Annotated in this window: 21 protein-coding genes; 14 read left to right on the plus strand and 7 right to left on the minus strand. The window is 70.0% G+C overall.

The window, feature by feature from the left end:
- Positions 1-24 precede the first annotated feature (24 nt).
- Positions 25-780 (plus strand): hypothetical protein, encoded by a 756-nt coding sequence (locus STH_RS05330; RefSeq protein ID WP_043713520.1) that lies wholly within the window; start codon positions 25-27, stop codon positions 778-780.
- 51 nt (positions 781-831) lie between these two features.
- Here STH_RS05330 and STH_RS05335 read toward each other — a convergent pair whose 3' ends face one another.
- From STH_RS05335 to udk, 4 genes are all read right to left on the minus strand, one after another.
- Complete coding sequence (locus STH_RS05335; RefSeq protein ID WP_011195175.1) at positions 832-1,191, minus strand: ABC transporter substrate-binding protein; 360 nt, start codon at positions 1,189-1,191, stop codon at positions 832-834.
- A gap of 320 nt (positions 1,192-1,511) precedes the next feature.
- A complete protein-coding gene (locus STH_RS05340; protein ID WP_043713524.1) occupies positions 1,512-1,832 on the minus strand; it encodes a hypothetical protein in 321 nt (106 codons plus the stop codon).
- Positions 1,833-1,856: 24 nt separating this feature from the next.
- A complete protein-coding gene (locus STH_RS05345; protein ID WP_011195177.1) occupies positions 1,857-2,090 on the minus strand; it encodes a NifU family protein in 234 nt (77 codons plus the stop codon).
- Between the two features lie 97 nt (positions 2,091-2,187).
- A complete protein-coding gene (gene udk, locus STH_RS05350; RefSeq protein WP_011195178.1) occupies positions 2,188-2,823 on the minus strand; it encodes a uridine kinase in 636 nt (211 codons plus the stop codon).
- 259 nt (positions 2,824-3,082) lie between these two features.
- Between udk and STH_RS05355 the strand changes: the two genes are divergently transcribed.
- The 10 genes from STH_RS05355 to STH_RS05400 all read left to right on the plus strand — a co-directional run bounded on the left by STH_RS05355 (position 3,083) and on the right by STH_RS05400 (position 10,266).
- Positions 3,083-3,697, plus strand: a complete 615-nt coding sequence (locus tag STH_RS05355; protein WP_011195179.1) for a superoxide dismutase — start codon at positions 3,083-3,085, stop codon at positions 3,695-3,697.
- A gap of 102 nt (positions 3,698-3,799) precedes the next feature.
- Complete coding sequence (locus STH_RS18695) at positions 3,800-4,099, plus strand: hypothetical protein (protein WP_011195180.1); 300 nt, start codon at positions 3,800-3,802, stop codon at positions 4,097-4,099.
- Positions 4,092-4,445 carry a spore coat protein gene (locus tag STH_RS05365; protein ID WP_011195181.1) on the plus strand — a complete coding sequence of 118 codons (354 nt, stop codon included), beginning with the start codon at positions 4,092-4,094 and terminating at the stop codon, positions 4,443-4,445. The genes STH_RS18695 and STH_RS05365 overlap by 8 nt, the downstream gene beginning before the upstream one ends.
- A gap of 92 nt (positions 4,446-4,537) precedes the next feature.
- Positions 4,538-5,428: a DUF72 domain-containing protein gene (locus STH_RS05370; RefSeq protein ID WP_011195182.1), complete on the plus strand. Its 891-nt coding sequence runs from the start codon at positions 4,538-4,540 to the stop codon at positions 5,426-5,428.
- Between the two features lie 175 nt (positions 5,429-5,603).
- Positions 5,604-6,206 (plus strand): RNA polymerase sigma factor, encoded by a 603-nt coding sequence (locus tag STH_RS05375; protein WP_011195183.1) that lies wholly within the window; start codon positions 5,604-5,606, stop codon positions 6,204-6,206.
- Between the two features lie 109 nt (positions 6,207-6,315).
- A complete protein-coding gene (locus STH_RS05380; protein ID WP_011195184.1) occupies positions 6,316-6,966 on the plus strand; it encodes a thiamine diphosphokinase in 651 nt (216 codons plus the stop codon).
- Positions 6,967-7,078: 112 nt separating this feature from the next.
- Complete coding sequence (locus STH_RS05385) at positions 7,079-7,918, plus strand: HAD family hydrolase (protein WP_011195185.1); 840 nt, start codon at positions 7,079-7,081, stop codon at positions 7,916-7,918.
- Between the two features lie 4 nt (positions 7,919-7,922).
- On the plus strand, positions 7,923-9,296 hold the full coding sequence (locus STH_RS05390) for a CCA tRNA nucleotidyltransferase (protein ID WP_011195186.1): 1,374 nt from the start codon (positions 7,923-7,925) through the stop codon (positions 9,294-9,296).
- Positions 9,297-9,314: 18 nt separating this feature from the next.
- Positions 9,315-9,986, plus strand: a complete 672-nt coding sequence (locus STH_RS16975; protein WP_011195187.1) for a hypothetical protein — start codon at positions 9,315-9,317, stop codon at positions 9,984-9,986.
- Positions 9,987-9,990: 4 nt separating this feature from the next.
- Entirely contained in the window at positions 9,991-10,266 is a 276-nt protein-coding gene (locus tag STH_RS05400; RefSeq protein ID WP_011195188.1) for a DUF2007 domain-containing protein, read from the plus strand.
- Positions 10,267-10,916: 650 nt separating this feature from the next.
- Here STH_RS05400 and STH_RS05405 read toward each other — a convergent pair.
- The gene (locus tag STH_RS05405) at positions 10,917-11,507 is read right to left on the minus strand and encodes a hypothetical protein (RefSeq protein ID WP_011195191.1); all 591 of its coding nucleotides are present in this window, start codon (positions 11,505-11,507) and stop codon (positions 10,917-10,919) included.
- 132 nt (positions 11,508-11,639) lie between these two features.
- On the opposite strand from STH_RS05405, the gene STH_RS05410 reads away from it, so the two are divergent.
- From STH_RS05410 to STH_RS05420, 3 genes are all read left to right on the plus strand, one after another.
- Positions 11,640-12,557 carry an ABC transporter substrate-binding protein gene (locus STH_RS05410; RefSeq protein WP_011195192.1) on the plus strand — a complete coding sequence of 306 codons (918 nt, stop codon included), beginning with the start codon at positions 11,640-11,642 and terminating at the stop codon, positions 12,555-12,557.
- 69 nt (positions 12,558-12,626) lie between these two features.
- On the plus strand, positions 12,627-13,283 hold the full coding sequence (locus tag STH_RS05415) for an amino acid ABC transporter permease (RefSeq protein WP_011195193.1): 657 nt from the start codon (positions 12,627-12,629) through the stop codon (positions 13,281-13,283).
- 1 nt (position 13,284) lies between these two features.
- Positions 13,285-14,052, plus strand: a complete 768-nt coding sequence (locus STH_RS05420; protein ID WP_011195194.1) for an amino acid ABC transporter ATP-binding protein — start codon at positions 13,285-13,287, stop codon at positions 14,050-14,052.
- A 112-nt stretch (positions 14,053-14,164) separates the two neighbouring features.
- Here the strand turns inward: STH_RS05420 and STH_RS05425 are convergent, their stop codons facing one another.
- Both STH_RS05425 and STH_RS05430 read right to left on the minus strand, forming a co-directional pair.
- Positions 14,165-14,809: a nitroreductase family protein gene (locus STH_RS05425; protein WP_011195195.1), complete on the minus strand. Its 645-nt coding sequence runs from the start codon at positions 14,807-14,809 to the stop codon at positions 14,165-14,167.
- 22 nt (positions 14,810-14,831) lie between these two features.
- Positions 14,832-16,067 (minus strand): MFS transporter, encoded by a 1,236-nt coding sequence (locus tag STH_RS05430; RefSeq protein ID WP_011195196.1) that lies wholly within the window; start codon positions 16,065-16,067, stop codon positions 14,832-14,834.
- Between the last annotated feature and the right edge of the window lie 27 nt (positions 16,068-16,094).

The following is a 16,094-nucleotide window of genomic DNA, read 5'->3' on the forward strand; positions in this document are numbered from 1 at the left end:
TCCACCCTTCAGGGGGTGCCCGTCTTGTCACACCTCTGCTATGCAACGGGTCTGCAGCTTCTTTCGTGGTCCCTGGGTCTTGCCGCCACGCTGGTGCTGCTCGACAGCCGCAGCGGGTTCCTGCGCGACCACCCGCCGCTGGCCTGGCGGGTCGCGGGCGTGCTCCTGGGACCGCTGGCGGTCCTGAGCCTTGCCGCGGTGGCGGTGGGTGGCGGACCGCGCTGGGTGACGCTGGGCCTCGTGCTGCCCTACGCGCTGATGGCACTGGGCGCGAGCTGGGTCTGGTACCGCGGCGCGCGGGCCGACCTGCGGCGCCAGCGGGAGCGGGAGGCCGCGGTCTTGGGGCTGCTGGCCGTGCTGTTCGCCAGCCTGGCGCAGACGGGGGGAGACGGGCTCCCGGTGCTGTCGCTGGCCGCCTCGCTGGGCAGCGCCGCCCTGGTGGGCGGACTGGGCATCCTCGCCCTGGGCTGTACGGTGCGCCGCCGGCGGGACGAGGTGGAGGTGGACCCCAACTGCGACGGCATTCCGGTGCGGGTGGTCGCCACCGGGCTGGGGATCATGGCGCTGGCCGCGTCCGACGTCGGGCGGGCCCTCCTCACCGGCAGCGCCCCGCTGCCGGCCTCGCTGGGGCTGTGGCTGGGCTGCTCCCTCCTGGTCCCGGTGCTGGTGCTCCTCGCCGGCCGCCGGCTCTCCGACTGGAACCGGCCGCTGCTCTGGCGCACCGCCTGCCTGGCCGCCCTGGTGGGGCAGCTGGCCCTGCAGACGACGCTGGTGGCGTGAAGGGGAAAACGAGCAACCGCCTGCCGAACGGGCAGGCGGTTTTGCTCGCGATCAGGGGACGGACTTCCAGGTCCAGACGAAATCCTCGGCGGTCAGCGGGTCGCCGTTGGACCACTTCAGGCCGTCACGCAGGTAGAAGGTGAAGACGGTGGCGTCGTCGTTGACTTCGTACCGCTCTGCCGCACCCGGGATCGCGTTGCCCTTCTCGTCCAGCCGCATCAGGCCCTCGAACAGGGCGATCTCCACGTGGGACTCGGGAAGGCCGGTGGTGACCCGCGGGTCGAGGGACGGCGGGTTCGTGCCGATGTTCATCCGGATAACCATCTCTTGCGAACCCGAACTGGACCTGCCGGAGCACCCGACGGCTGCCAGCATCAGCACCGCCAGCATGCCTGCAACGAAACGACGCATCGTGTGTAAACCTCCCTCAGCGCATCTCTGTCTCTCTCAGTCGTTCGCTCCCGGACACTCGTCGGATCGCGGTCGCCTGTCTGACCGGTGTCCTCGGTTCACCTCCTCACGCGGACATCGGCAGCGGCAGAGGCCTCTCAGGAGACCCCATTAATAGAAGATTTCCTCCAGTTCAGCAAGAGGGATATTCTCTTATACCCTAATGCTTTACCTGGGGAAAACACCAAAGGAACTCGGCCCGGAAAAACACATATCCTTCTAGCGCGACGATGTCGCACTAGAAGGATAACTCTGACGGCTGTATTCCTGCAAGAGGGAGGTCAGCGGCTGTCGACCTTCCGCTGCCTGCGCCGGGCCAGGAACCGCTCGGTCAGCCAGGCGGCCCGGGCGGCGCCCAGGCTCAGCAGCATGCCGAGGGCGAGAATGACCAGCACCAGCAGGAAGAGCGGCCAGGCCGCCTGCAGCGCCTCCAGCGGTCCGACGCCGAAGACGCGGCCGATCCACCAGAAACCCACACCGGCGGCGGCAACCCCCATGACCGCCGCGGTGATCCCCATCTGCCGATGTACGCGCGCCTGCACCTCGCGCTCCGAGGCGCGCCGGGCGGCGCGGCCGGGCTGCGTCGCGCCGTCAGGGGCCACCCTCACTGCCACCTCCTGCCGGACTCAGACGGCCTCGACGGCCCGGATTTCCGGCACCTGCTGCCGGACAGCCCGCTCAATGCCCATCTTCAGGGTCATCGTCGACATCGGGCAGCCGCCACAGGCACCCACCATGCGAATGCGGGCCACGCCGTCCTCGACGGCGACCAGTTCCACCTCGCCGCCGTCCATGCGGATCGCGGGCCGGATCAGGTCAAGCGCCCGCTCGACGCGCTCGAACAACGTCTCTTCAGCCATGCATTCTCACCCCCGAATCGGTGCCCGTGGCAGGCACCAAAACTTTGGGCACACGACAGCTTAAGTGTACCATAGGGGCGCAGGCGTGAAAAGCCACTCAGGCTGAGGGTTCATGCTGGGCGATCAGGTGGCGGACCTGCGCGATCAGGACCTCGAGCCCCGGTTTGTTGTGGGCCCCCTCGGGAATGATGACGTTGGCGTACCGCTTGCTCGGCTCGACGAAGGCCTCATGCATGGGCTTGACGGTGGACAGGTACTGGTTGATCACCGAATCCAGGGTGCGCCCGCGCTCGTGGATGTCACGCACGATCCGGCGCAGGATGCGCACGTCGGCGTCGGTGTCCACGAACACGCTGAGGTCGTACAGGGCGCGCAGCTCCGGATGCGCCAGCACCAGTACGCCTTCCACGACGATGATCGCCGCCGGCTCCACCCGCAGGGTCTGGTGCTCCCGCAGGTGGGTCGAGAAGTTGTACACCGGCCGCTCCACCGCCTGGCCAGCCTTCAGTGCCTTCAGGTGGGCGATGAACAGGTCGTTGTCGAAGGCGTCGGGGTGGTCGTAGTTGAGCTGGCTCCGCTCTTCGTAGGTGAGGTTCCGGTTGTCCTTGTAGTAGGCATCGTGGGGCAGCAGCGCCACGTCGTCCGGGAACGCGGCCGAGATGTAGTTGGCGATGGTGGTCTTCCCGGAGCCCGTGCCCCCGGCGATCGCGATCACTGCCCTCGGGGCTGGCATAGAGATACCCTCCTTAGAACATGCGCTGGCGCTTGCAGAGTCCAGAAGTCCCCGTTCGATTATCCCCCAGGGGGTGGACGTGCGCAAGGGCTGCGCGCGGGGCTCGTGACCAGGTTCTGGCCAACTTTCGGAGCAACAAAGTTGAAAATCCGGGTGGGATTCGCTACCCTATGCAGCAGAGACCATTTCTCCGCGCCACCAACTGGCGTCATATTGAATGGAAAGGAAACATCAAGATTGCGTTAGGAGGGTTCCGCACATGGCTTTCCAGCTGCCTGCGCTTCCGTATCCGACCAACGCCCTGGAGCCGTACATCGACGCCCAGACCATGGAGATCCACCACGGCAAGCATCACGCCGCGTACGTCAACAACCTGAATGCCGCCCTGGAGGGGCATCCCGAGCTGCAGTCCAAGTCGATTGAGGAGCTGCTCCGGGGGATCGACAGCGTGCCCGAGTCCATCCGCACCGCCGTGCGGAACAACGGCGGCGGCCACGCCAACCACACCCTGTACTGGGAGATCATGACCCCCGGTGGTGCCAAGGAGCCCGGCGGCGAGCTGGCCGAGGCGATCAACGCGGCCTTCGGCTCGTTCCAGAACTTCAAGGACGAGTTCGCCAAGGCCGGCGCGGGCCGGTTCGGCTCCGGCTGGGCCTGGCTGGTGGTGACGAAGGACGGCAAGCTGGCGGTCTACTCCACGGCCAACCAGGACAGCCCGCTGATGCAGGGCGATACGCCGATCCTGGGCATGGACGTGTGGGAGCACGCCTACTACCTGAAGTACCAGAACCGCCGGCCGGAGTACATCCAGGCCTTCATGAACGTGATCAACTGGGACAAGGTGGCCGAGCGCTACGCCGCGGCCAGGAAGTAGCGGCCGGGCGGCCGGATCGGGCGGCGCCCCCTTGCGGGGGCGCCGCCTGCGCATGCAGGGCGCCCCGCCGCGCCATACTAGGCGCGAAGGAGGCGGAGCGGCATGGAGCAAGACGGCCGCAGGGCCCCCGGCCGGGACGGAGGCGGGCGACTGACCGAGCAGGAGCTGTACTTCGTCACCCGTGCGCTGGACGCCGAACTGCTGGCCCTGCAGAAGAACGACCACTACGCGGAGGAGATGGCCGACGAGAACGCCCGCCGGCTGATGCAGGAGCATGCGGACATCCACCACAGGCGGGTCCGCCTGCTTCTCGGGCTCCTCGATGCGCCCGACGACATCACCACGCACGCGAAACTCCTGCTGCAGTCGGGGGAGGGGGTGCAGGCTGGTGCGCATGACTGACGCCGACCGGCTGCGCGACTGCCTCTGCTCGTCCCGGGATCTGGCGAAGCTGTACGCGGAGGCGGCCCTGGAGGCGGCCAACAACGGCGTTCGGGAGTTCTTCCTGGCGATGCACGGCGAAGAGACCCACAACCAGGAGGTGCTCTTCCACTTCCTGCACACCCGGGGCGAGCACCCGACCCGGGCGGCGGACCCGGGCCATATCGCGGCGGTGCGGCAGCGCTACGGCGAAGCGTACCGCGCGCTGGGGCTGACCGACCCGCCCTCGTTCCGGCGCTATGCGACCGCGGATCCGCGGGTGCCCCCGGCCGCCGCACAGGCGCCCGAGCACTTCCGGCCGCACTGACGGACGGCGCCCCCTGTCGCCGCACACGGCGGACGGGGGGCGTCGCCGCGCCGCGCGGTATGTTAAGATGAAGGTGGAGGGGGGGAGCGAAGGTGGCCCGGATCCGCGTGGGCACCTGTGCCTGGTCCGATCACGAGGAGTACTACCCGCCCGGCCTGCCGCCGCGCGAGCGGCTGTCTTACTACGCGCGGCACTTCTCGCTGGTGGAGGTCGACAGCACCTTCTACCGGCTGCAGCCTGCCAGGTGGTTCGAAAGCTGGGCGGAGCGCACGCCGCCTGACTTCCGCTTCAACGTGAAAGCTTACGGCGCGATGACCCGGCACCACCGCGAGCCCCGGCCGGGGGAGGAAGACGTGGTGGAGGTCTTCCGGCGGTTTGACGCCTCGGTGCAGCCGCTGCGGGAGGCCGGGAAGCTGGGCGCGCTGCACTTCCAGTTTCCGCCCTGGTTCACCTGTACGGAGGAGGCGCGCGCGTGGGTGCGGTTCTGCCGGGAGTTTTTCGCCGACGACCTGGTCGCGGTGGAGTTCCGGCACGTGTCCTGGTTCCGGGGGGAGAGTCGCGACGCCACCCTGGAGTTCCTGCGGGAACTGCGGGCGGTGCATGTCGCGTGCGACGCGCCGCAGGTGGGCACGGGAACCGTGCCGCAGGTGGTGGCGGTGACCGACCCTCGCCTGGCGATCGTCCGGTTTCACGGCCGCAACGCGCAGACGTGGTACGTGAAGGCGACGACCACGGCTCAGCGGTTCGACTACCTGTACAGCCAGGAGGAGCTGGCGGAGTGGCTGCCGGCCATCCGGGACGTCCTCGCTCCCGGTGCGGCGGAGGTGCACCTGTTGATGAACAACAATCGCGCCAACTACGCCGTGCGGAACGCGCTGGACCTGATGGAGCTGCTCGGTCTGCCGACCCCTCCCCGCGACGAGCGCGGGGTGCCCCTGCCCCCCGTTCGGCCCAGGCGCACGGAACAGTTGCGGCTGTTCTAGGGTGTCGACTTCTGTCACGTTCATGTAACAGAAGTGGGACTGCTCCGCAAAATGGAGTGGCGCGGTGCAGGGGGATCCGTTAGAATAACTCTACCCGTGACAGGTCGACGTCAGAAAATTAGACAGAATATTTAATCGTGCGCGAAAGTGCTAAGGGAAAGGGGCGGGATGAGCGGTGTCATGGCAGGCTCGCCCCGGCGCGCAGCCTCTCCCTGCGGGGGATGAGGAGGGGCGCCGCATCGTCCGTCGGCTCACGGCCGGCGATGAGGAAGCGCTGGGCATGATGATGGAATCCTTCGGGGGCGCACTGTTGCAGTACGCTCACCGCCTCGTCGGTGACCGGCACGCCGCGGAGGAAATCTGTCAGGATGCCCTGCTCAAGGCCTGGCAGCAGGGGGAGGAGTTCGACCAGGACGGCCACCTGAAGGCCTGGCTCTTCCGCGTCGCGCGCCACCGCGCCATCGACTGCCTCCGGCGGCGCCGCAGCGTCGTCGTCGAAGCGTTCGCGAACCAGCCCGCGGAGAGGGCGGTACATCCCGAGGCCGAGGCCGAACGGGCCTGGCTGACGGAGGCCATCCTCGACGCCCTGGCGGAGCTGCCGCCGCCCTACCAGTCGGTGATCCAGATGCGCTTCTTCCACGACATGGGTTACCGCGAGATCGCCGAGTGTCTGCACATCCCGATCGGCACGGTCAAGAGCCGGCTCAACTATGGCCTGAAGGGGCTCGCGCGCATCCTGCGCGCGCGGCGGATCTCCCTCGACGTCCTGGAGCACTGACGCACGGGGGACGCTCCGCGCCGCGCCCCGGGGGTTCCCGGTCGGACCCGCTCTGCTATAATGGGGCAGAGAACGGTGCGAGGCGGGACGCACCAGGAGGAGGTCCGGGATGGCTCACGGAGGACGGCGGCGCGCGGCGATCTTCGCCGCGGGGGAACTGCTGGATCTGGATCGGGTCAGGGCCCTGGTGGGGCAGCCCGACCTGGTGATCTGCGCCGACGGCGGCCTGCGCCACGCACAGGCGCTGGGTCTGCGGGTCGACTTGCTGGTGGGCGACTTCGATTCCCTGGACGGCGCCGCGCTGGCCGACGCCCGTGCGGCCGGGATGGCCATCGTGCAGGTGCCGGTGGAGAAGGACAGGACGGACAGCCAGATCGCCCTCGAGGAGGCGCTGCGCCGGGGTGCGGACGAGATCCTGCTGGCGGGCGGCTCCGGCACCCGGCTGGATCACACGCTTTCCAACGTCCTGCTCCTGCCCCGGTGCCCGGTTCCGGTCACGATGACCGACGGCAAGAGCGTCGTGCGGGTCCTGCGGGACGGCCAGACGCTGGAGGTGCCGCGGGCAGCGGGCGCCTACCTCTCCCTGGTTCCGCTCACCCCGGCCGTCACCGGCGTGACGGTGACCGGCGTGCACTGGCCCCTGGGGGGCGCGGCTCTGCGGTGGGGCGAGTCGCTGGGCATCTCCAACCGGGTGGTTGATGTCGCCGCCCGGGTGTCCGTTGGCGCCGGTTGCCTGCTGGTCATCCAGGCGTGGGACTGACGGAAGCTTTCGACCTCCAGGTCCGTCCTCGCGGCGGACCTGGATTGCCTTTCGGTGGAGGCCCCGGCGGACCCGGATTCCGCTCCGGGCCGGCCTGTGTTAAGATGGCGCCATGAAGATCCGACTCTTTGCCTTCGATCTGGATGGGACCCTTGTGGACCGGGCCGGGCGCATCTCGGCGGAGAACCGCCGCGCCGTGGCGATGGCCCGCGCCTCGGGCGCGGAGGTCATCCTTGTGACCGGCCGGTCCTGGCGGACGACCCTTCCCTATTACCGGGAGCTGGGGCTCACCGGTCCGGCGATCTGCTACCTGGGCGCGCTGGTGGTGGAGGACGAATCCGGGTGGATCGGCTACCACCGCCCGCTGGCGCCGGAGGCCTGGGCCCGGCTGCGCCGGTTCGCCCTGGAGGAGGGGCTCTCCATCACCGCGGTCGCGGCGGCCGACCGGGCCGTGCCGGGGTTCCAGCTGCCGCCCAAGGACCTGCTGGTGAATGATGTCGCCTACAGCACGGGCCCGCCGGACGACTTCGCCTGCTGGCGGGAGTGGAATCCTTACACCGAGATCGACCCCGGGCTGGAGCGGGCCACCGCCCCGCCGACGATGGCGGCGATATACGGCGACCGGGCGGTTGCGCGGGTGACGGCGGCGTTTCCGGACGGGCTCCCGGCCTCCCAGTTCGACCTGAGCGACCGGGTCCCCGGCGAGACGGTGCTGCACGTCTGGCACGAGGAGGTCGACAAGGGTCGGGCGCTGGCGCGCTACTGCCGGCGCCGGGGGATTCCCGCCTCCGCCGTCATGGCCCTGGGCGACACGACGGTGGACGTCCCCATGCTCCGGTTCGCCGGCATCGGCGTCGCCGTCCCCGACGGCCATCCGGCAGCGCTGGAGGCGGCCGACTGGGTCGCCACCCCCGCGGAGGCGGTCGCCCGGGCGCTCGGTGCCGGGGGGTGAGGGCATGGGCGGAGCGGCCAGGGCGCTGCGGCTCGGCTGGGGCCGGTGGGCCCTGCCGGGCCGGCTTCGGCGCGCCCTGCCTCCCGGCGGGCGGACGATCCTGGCGAGGCTCACAGGAGCCGGGCACGAGGCGGTCGTGGTCGGCGGCGCGGTGCGGGACCTCTTGCTGGGCCTCGTACCCCAGGACTGGGACCTGGCGACCAGCGCCCGCCCGGCCGAGCTGCAGGCCCTGTTCCCGGAAGGCCGGGCCGTGGGCGCGGCCCGGGAGACCGGCACGCTGCTGATCCCGGGGGACGGGACGACCTACGAGATTACGCCCTACCGCGCCGGCAGGCTGGAAGGGGACCTGGCCCGGCGCGACTTCACCATCGACGCCATGGCCGCCACCCCCGAAGGCCGGCTGATCGATCCCCTCGGGGGGCGGCGGGACCTGGCGGCGGGGGTCGTGCGGGCCTGCGGCCGACCCGAGGACCGGCTGGCCGAGGACCCGCTGCGGATGCTGCGGGCCGTGCGGCTGGCGGCCCAGTTCGACCTGGAGCTGGACCCGGCCCTGGCCCGGGCCATTGCCGCGCTCGCGCCGCGGCTTCAGGCCGTGGCCCCCGAGCGGATCGGCGCCGAGTTCGGCCGGCTGCTGGTGACCGACCGGCCCGCGTGGGGGATGCAGCGGCTGCGGGAGCTGGGGCTGCTGCATCAGTTCGCCCCGGAGCTCCTGGAGATGGTGGGGGTGGAACAGAACCGGTACCACGCCTTCCCCGTGTGGGAGCATTCGCTGATGGCCCTGGCCCTGGTGCCGCCCGCCCTGCACCTCCGCCTCGCGGCGCTGCTGCACGACGTCGCCAAGCCCCGGTGCCTCTCCGTGGACGCGGACGGGGAGCGCCACTTCTACGGGCACGAGGCGGTCGGGGCCGAACTGGCTGACCGGCTGCTGCGGCGGCTGCGGTTCGACAACGCCACCCGGGAAAAGGCCGTGCACCTGGTGCGCCGCCACATGGACCTGCACCTGGACGGCCCGGTCACCGACGCGGCCCTGCGCCGGATGGTCCGGCGGATCGGGGTGGAGCACCTGGACGACCTGGTGCAGCTTCGCCGGGCCGACCGGCTGGCTTCGGGCAAGCGGGAGGGCGACCTGGGCCCGGACACGATGGCGATCCTGGACGGCATCCGGAGGGTGCTGGCGGAGGACGCGGCGCTGAAGGTCACGGACCTGGCCGTCGACGGCCACGACGTGATGGCCGCCTTCGGGCGCGGCCCGGGCCCCTACGTGGGCCAGGTGCTGGAGGCCCTGTTGGAGGAGGTTCTGGATCGGCCGGAGCTGAACCGGCGGGAGGCGCTGCTGCGGCGGCTGCAGGAGATGGCGGACGGCGGCTGGAAAGGATGAGGCAAGGAGGCGGAACACGTGACGGAGACAGAGCTGCGGGAGTTGACCGCGGGCTTCGTGCCCTGGAACCAGTGGGTGCGGCCCGTGGCGGAGTCGAAGGTGGCCCTGGTGGCCACGGCGGGCGTGTACCTGAAGCACGGGCTGCAGGAGCCGTACGACGACGGGCGCCCCGGCGGCGACCCGTCCTTCCGGGAGTTTCCGGTGGTCGTCCGGTACGAGGATCTGGCCGTCGCGGGGCCCCTCCCGGCGCCGGCCCGGGAGGATCTCAACCTGGTCTTCCCGCTGGAGCGGCTGCGGGCCATGGCCGAGTCCCGGGCGATCGACGCCGTCGCGCCCTTTGCGTACAGCTTCAGCGGGACCATCACCGACCCGGTGCCGCTGCTGGCCGGGTACGGGCCGTCCGTGGCCTACCGCATCCGACGCATGGGCGCCGACGTGGCGCTGGTCTGCGCCGCCGGCGGGACGGGCAGGCTCACCGCCGCCCTGGTGGCGCGGCTGATCGAACTGGCCGGCGTCCCCACGGTGGTCCTGGACGGCGAAGCCGACGGGCTGCGCGGGCTGGGGATCCCCCGGGGCGTGGCGATCCGGCGGCCCGCCGCGCCGGGCGACGCCGAAGGGCAGCAGCGGCTGCTGCGTGCGGCGCTGGAGGCCGCCTGGGGCCTGCACGAGCCCGGCGTCGTGGAGCTGTGATGCCATGAACTACGAGTGGGTGGAGGTCTACAAGGCGCCGGACCACGTCGAGGCCGAGCTGGTCCGCGGCCTGCTGGAGGCCAGCGGCATCCCCGTCGTGACCGAAGCGCGCGGGGCCCAGTCCCTGCCGTTCCTCCTGGGCCCGGCCCGGGTCGGCGGGCACATCTCGATCCGGGTGCCGCCGGAGCATGCGCAGGCGGCCCGGGAGGTGCTGGCGGCCCGGGAGGAGCCGTCCTGGCCGTCTGGTCCGGGCGGTGGAAACGGGGAGGACGAGATGTAGCCGATCGCAGGGGCGGCGGCCGTCGTGCACAGAGCAGACGGCCGCCACTTCACGTCTGTGGCATCAGCCGTTCCCGCGCCCGGCGGCAGTGGAACCCCGGAGTTGCAGGAAGAGTCAAACGCGGTAGGGGGATGACACGAGCCCTCATGTGGGTGCTGGTGCTGGCCAACCGGTCGGTGAAGGCCCTGGATTCCATCGCCGAGTCGCTGCGCCAGAACCGCCCCACATCGCGCGAAAGCCCTTGGCGAACCGACACTACCGTGGCGCGCCGGCGGCGCGCGCCGAAGCAGGAGAAAACCAGGACGCTGCAGGTAGGCGTCCTGGTTTCTTCTCGTCTACGGTCCACGCCCGCCTTCGCCACCGACGTCACCTCACACTGGGCGGGCCGTCCACTGCGGACCCCCTGCTGCTTGCCGCGCACTGCGCACTGCTCACCGGCTCAGCCGGGCGCTCACCTCATGCCACAACAGGTTCAGCTGATCGCGGGCCGATGTGGAATCCAGGATCAGGGCGGCCTTGGTGGACTCCGAGAGGTTCACCAGCTTCTGCAGGTCCTGCTTGTCCGCGGTGGGGGCGGCCTGCAGCGCGTCCAGCAGCGTCTGGTGGGCGATGGCCAGCTCGTCCCGGGCGAGGCCGCGGTTCCCCTCCGCCTAGTAGACCTGGGCGAGCAGGACCTCCCCCTGGGCCTTGATCAGGAGCCCCTTCACCGACATCTCCAGCGACAGCGCGGCGGCCGTCTCCTGCTCCGACGAGGCCAGCTGGTCCTTCAGTGACGCCTCCAGGGCCTGCAGCTTGGCGTCCATTTCCTCGCGGGCGCTCTTCAGGTCCAGCTTCAGCGTCTCGATCTCCTTCAGCCGGGCCTCGAGGCCGGTGAGCTCGCCTTCCTGTTCCAGCAGCACGCCGGCGGCCACCGCGGCCTCCTGGACCCGCTTCATCTCCGCCTCGAGCTCTTCCCGCTGCCGCCGCACCTCCGCCTGAAGCTCCGCCGTAGTGCTTGCCAGCTCGGCCCGCAGGGCGGCTACCTCGTCCAGGGTGGCCTGGCGCAGCGCCGTGAGGTCGTCCTCCGCCGCCGCGGTCGCGGCGGCGATGGCATTCATCCGCAGCTCGACGATGAGGAAAGCGGTACCCGCGCTGATGGCCGCCATCAGCACCACCAGGCCCAGCCCGCGCAGGAGGGATACGGCCAGTCCGTGGCGTTGTGCGTGGTTTTCCGGCTGTGGCGCGGTGTCCGGGGTGCTCATTGCGCCAACTCCTTTCAATTTTGTATAACGACTAGCAGGTACAGGCGGATCTTTGGCGAAATTGGGTTAAATCGTATACGCGCTTTATCGCGGTAACGAGACAGACAGACAAAGAGTGGGGGTTCAACGTTGATGAGAAAGAGTTCCGCTTTCCTCCTGGTTATCCTGCTCCTGACCGCGTTGGCGCTCGCCGCGTGCGGGGGTGCCCGGTCGTCGGACGGCGGCCAGCCCTCCGGCGGCAGCGCCGCCCAGCAGCCGTCCGGAGGCGCGCAGGCGCCGGCCGACGCCGGGGCGGAGGCGCCGTCGGCCGGAGAGTCCGCGCAGCCGGCCAGCTCCCTCGAGCGGATCAAGGCCGAGGGCGTGCTGCGGGTCGGCATTGACGCGTCCTACCCGCCGATGGAGTTCGTGGATGAGGACGGCAAGACCCCGATCGGCTTCGACATCGACCTGGCCAACGCCGTCGCGGAGAAGCTGGGCGTGAAGGCCGACTTCACCATCATCGACTGGGCGGGCATTCAGGCCGGCCTGCTCGGCGGCCACTACGACGTCATCATGTCCTCGATGACCATCACGGAAGAGCGGCAGAAGGAGATGGACTTCGTCCAGTACCTGACGATGGGCATCGCCTACGCCTCCCGGCCGGGGGTGGAGGTCAGGTCCGACGCGGACCTGGACGGCAAGATCGTCGTCGTCCAGGAGGAGACCACCGCCCAGTACTACGTCGAGGATCTCATGGCCGACAAGGGCATCCAGCCCAAGGAGCTCCGTTCCTTCCCGTACGCCACCGACGCCTTCCGGGAGCTGGCCAACGGCCGGGCCGACGTGGTGGCCATCGACGCCCCGGTGGCCGGTTACTACGCCCAGCTGGACCCCGACCAGTACCGGGTGACCGGGTTTGCCGAGATGGATCCCGACCCCATCGGCATCGCCCTGCGCAAGGGGGAGACCGAGTTGCGGGAGGCGCTCCAGAAGGCCGTGGAGGAGCTGGAGGCCGAGGGCGTGCTCCGGGAGCTGCAGGTCAAGTGGTTCGGCGACGCGGCCGGGCAGTAGCGCCGGCGACGAAGGCTATGCAGCGCGGGTCGGCCGGCGGCCGCAGCCCTGGGAAGTAGGTGATTCCGGTTGGCCAGGTTCATCGAACATACCCTCAACATCCTGCCCGTCCTCTTCGAGGGGCTGGGCGTCACGCTGAAGCTCACGGCCCTCAGCGCCCTCTTCGGCACCCTCCTGGGGCTGCTGGCGGCCCTGGCGCGCATCTCCCGCAACCCGCTGTTCACCGTGCCCGCGACCCTTTACGTCAACCTGTTTCGCGGGACGCCGCTGCTGCTGCAGCTGCTCTTCATCTACAACGCCCTGCCCCAGCTGGGGCTCCTCATCCAGCCCTTCCCGGCGGCCGTGCTGGGGTACAGCCTGAACTCCGGCGCCTACATCGCGGAGATCATCCGGGCCGCCATCCAGTCCATCGACCGGGGGCAGATGGAGGCCGCCCGGTCCCTGGGCATGTCCTACGGGCTGGCGATGCGCCGGATCATCCTGCCCCAGACCTACCGCCGCCTGCTGCCGCCGATGGTCAACGAGCTGTCCGCCCTGACCAAGGACACCTCGCTGGCCTCCACCATCTCCATCCTGGAGCTGATGAAGTACTCGTCGCAGTTCGTCTCCCGCACCAACCTGGCGTGGCAGACCTACGTCTGGACGGCGGCGTTTTACCTGGTGGTCACCATGACCCTGAGCGCGCTGGCCAGCCGGCTGGAGAAGAAGCTGGAGGCGAGGGGATAGCATGGGCGAACCCATCATCGTCATCGAGGGGCTGAAGAAGAGCTTCGGCAGGCTGGAGGTGCTCAGGGGCATCGACCTGACCATCCACCAGGGGGAGGTCGTGGTGGTCATCGGCCCTTCCGGCTCGGGCAAGTCCACCCTGCTGCGCTGCATCAACTTCCTGGAGAAGCCCACCGCCGGGCGGGTGCTCTTCCACGGGGAGGAGGTGGGGCAGCGGCTCGTGAACGGCCGGCTCGTCCCCCTTCCCGAGAAGGTGCTGGACCAGCAGCGGGCCCGCATGGGCATGGTCTTCCAGCGCTTCAACCTGTTCCCGCACATGACCGCCCTGGAGAACGTCATCGAGGCGCCGATCCGGGTCCGGAAGCTGCCCAGGCACGAGGCCGAGGAGCTGGGGCTGCGCCTGCTCCGGCGGGTGGGCCTCGCCGACAAGGCCGGCCAGTACCCCAACTTCCTCTCCGGCGGCCAGCAGCAGCGGGTGGCCATCGCCCGGGCCCTGGCGATGGAGCCCGACGTGATGCTCTTCGACGAACCCACCTCCGCCCTGGACCCCGAGCTGGTGGGCGAGGTGCTGCAGGTGATGCAGGACCTGGCCAACGACGGCATGACCATGGTGGTCGTCACCCACGAGATGGGCTTCGCCCGGGAGGTGGGGGACCGGGTGATCTTCATGGACGGCGGCCTGATCCTGGAGGAGGGTCCCCCCGAGCAGATCTTCGGGGAGCCGCGCCATCCCCGGACCCGAGAGTTCCTCTCCAAGGTGCTGCACTGACCGATCCGGCGGGCCGGGCGCAGCGCCGGGCGGCACCCCAGGGAAGACGGACCGGCAGACGGCAACGGGCAGCCCCCGGGTGCGCACAGCCACCCGGGGGCTCTTCGCTGGCCTACTTCTCCCCGAACCGCTCGAACGAGTAGATCTCCTCCAGGGGCCTGCGGGTGCGGGCGGGCTGTTGCCATCCCTCCGCCGGGTAGCCCACGGCCACGACGCCGGCGAAGAGGGAGTCCTGCGCCGGCGCGCCGACGGCCTCCTTGACCTTCTCGCCGTCGAAGCCGGTCATCCAGAGGGTCGCGAGCCCGAGCCGGGTCGCGGCCAGCAGCAGGAAGCCGACGGCTGTATAGGTGTTGGGCAGGACCAGCAGCTGCCGGTAAGCCTGGTCCTCCCGCAGCCGTCGGACCATGGCCTCGCGGTCGGGCGGCGCCTGTCCGGCCCGGATCTGGCCTTCGATCCGGTCCGCCAGGGCGTCCGCCTGCCGGAGCGATGCCAGGCAGACCACCGATGCTCCCGCCGTCTGCACGACCTGCGCGTTCCGCCCTGCGGTGGCGGCGGCCAGCCGCGCCTTGGTCTCCGGTCGGCGGACCACCACGAACTCCCAGGGCTGAAGGTTCATGGCGCTGGGGGCCTGCCGGGCGGCCTCCAGGAGTTGCAGGAGCACCTGCTCGGACACCGGATCGGGCCGGAACTCCCGCACGCTGTGGCGGCGGGCGATCGCTTCGAGGACGTCACACGGATTCTGCGGCAACTCGGTCATGTTCACAACTCCCTTCACGGGATCAGTCTCCGGAGGAGAGGCCCTCCTTTATGCCCCGCAGCGGGATGGAGGAGAGGAGCAGCACCGCCCACCCCAGGAGGGCCAGCAGCGCGCATCCCGCGGCGATGGTGCCCAGCCCGGTGACGAAGTCAGGCCAGGGCAGCGCCGCCAGGACCATGCCCAGCGACCCCATCGCCGTGTTCCCGAAGTTGATGAGCGCCGAGGCGGAGCCGGTGTCGGAGTCCTGCTGGCTCAGCAGGGTGTTGGTGGAAACCGGCCGGATCAGGCTGGAGCCGAAGGAGTAGGGAATGAACGAGAGCAGGAAGGCCAGCGGGGCCGTCCGGCCGAGGAGGAGGACCGCCAGCCCGCCGCAGAGCGCGAGCCCGAGTGCGCCGGTGATGATGAGGCGGGGCGGCACCTTCCGGTTGATCGCGATGTACGTGAGGGGCCCCAGCACAGAGACCCCGGCGTTGGTGGCGAAGAAGAGGCTGTAGGCGGTCTCCGACAGGCCGAAGAAGTCCTGGTAGATGTACGAGCTGACGGAGATGTAGGCCATGAAGCCGGCCGGGATCAGCGCGACCACCAGCAGCAGGCTGGTGAACGACGGGTTCCGGGCCACCACGAACAGCCGCCCCAGGCTGCCCAGGATCGGGCCCCGGAGGCGCGCCCCGGGCGGGAGCGGCTCCTGCAGCAGCAGCGCCGCCGTCAGCGAGCAGAGCGAGATCCCGGCCAGCATCAGGAAGGTGGTCCGCCAGGTGGCGTACTGCACGATGAAGGCGCCGATGATGGGCGCCAGCATGGGCGCGACGACGCTCATCGACTGGATGGTGGCGAGGATGGTGCCCCGCATCCGGCCGTCGAAGCAGTCCTTCACCAGGGCCGTGGACACCGAGACCATGCAGCCCGCCCCCAGGGCCTGGAGGACCCGGAACAGGATGAGCTGCCAGATGGAGCCGGCCCCGGCGCAGGCGAGGGACGCGGCGAGGTACAGGCCGAGCCCGGCCACCAGCACCGGCTTCCGCCCGTAGCGGTCGCTGAAGGGGCCGAAGACCAGCATCCCCACCGCAAAAAAGAAGAAGAAGCCCACGAGGGTCAGGTTGAGGACGCCGGCGGTCACGCCGAACTCGTCCATCATGGTGGGGAACGACGGCAGGTACATGTCGGTGGAGAGCGGGGCCGTCATGTTGAGGACGGTGATCAGGGCGATGAGGCCTGCCGTCCCCAGCCGTTTCTGCGGGGCGAGCAACCCTTGCTGCATGCGCGGTCGTCCTCCCGGATGTTCAGG

This window comes from Symbiobacterium thermophilum IAM 14863 (assembly GCF_000009905.1).
GTDB classification, from domain to species: domain Bacteria; phylum Bacillota; class Sulfobacillia; order Symbiobacteriales; family Symbiobacteriaceae; genus Symbiobacterium; species Symbiobacterium thermophilum.